Below are 624 nucleotides of genomic sequence, written 5' to 3'. Positions count from 1 at the left end.
GGCAGGGCTGATGACTGGGGTGAAGTCGTAACAAGGTAGCCGTACCGGAAGGTGTGGCTGGATCACCTCCTTTTCAGGGAGACCTACTTCTGGAGAAGTGCCAAATCCCAACAAAAAAAGCACTCACAGAAGTCATCCCAGGTCGGAACTAGGAAAAAGAAAAAGAGACTTTCAAACGTCAACTAGGTTGGGTAAAAGGGCTATTAGCTCAGGTGGTTAGAGCGCACCCCTGATAAGGGTGAGGTCCCTGGTTCAAGTCCAGGATGGCCCACCTAAACAATGTGGGGGTATAGCTCAGTTGGTAGAGCGCTGCCTTTGCAAGGCAGATGTCAGCGGTTCGAGTCCGCTTACCTCCACTAAACCCATCAAAACCGAGAACAAACTAGCACTACAGCTTTCATCACCAGAAAGAGTAAATGCTGGAAATGTTCCAGCCAGAACCTTGAAAACTGCATAGAAAAATCAGAAGGGATCAAAAATGAAACCCAAACCGGGAAGAAAAAACCCGGAAAATTTTGGTGTTCAGGAGTTCGGAAACGAACAGTGATTCAAAAAGAGAATTGGTCAAGATAGAAAGGGCTGACGGTGGAAACCTTGGCACACAGAGGCGAAGAAGGACGTGGC

General features: G+C 48.1%; 2 tRNA genes and 1 rRNA gene. All 3 read left to right on the top strand.

Features of this window, described 5'->3' with window-relative positions:
* A 16S ribosomal RNA gene (locus tag PL9214_RS29650) occupies positions 1-73 on the top strand; the annotation flags it as partial.
* A 124-nt stretch (positions 74-197) separates the two neighbouring features.
* Positions 198-271, top strand: a tRNA-Ile gene (locus PL9214_RS29645).
* Between the two features lie 12 nt (positions 272-283).
* Positions 284-356, top strand: a tRNA-Ala gene (locus tag PL9214_RS29640).
* The last annotated feature ends 268 nt before the right edge of the window (positions 357-624 follow it).

It is taken from the genome of Planktothrix tepida PCC 9214 (assembly GCF_900009145.1).
GTDB classification, from domain to species: Bacteria; Cyanobacteriota; Cyanobacteriia; order Cyanobacteriales; family Microcoleaceae; genus Planktothrix; species Planktothrix tepida.
The sequence above is the reverse complement of the archived record's forward strand: the minus strand, read 5'-3'. Positions and strand labels throughout refer to the sequence as shown.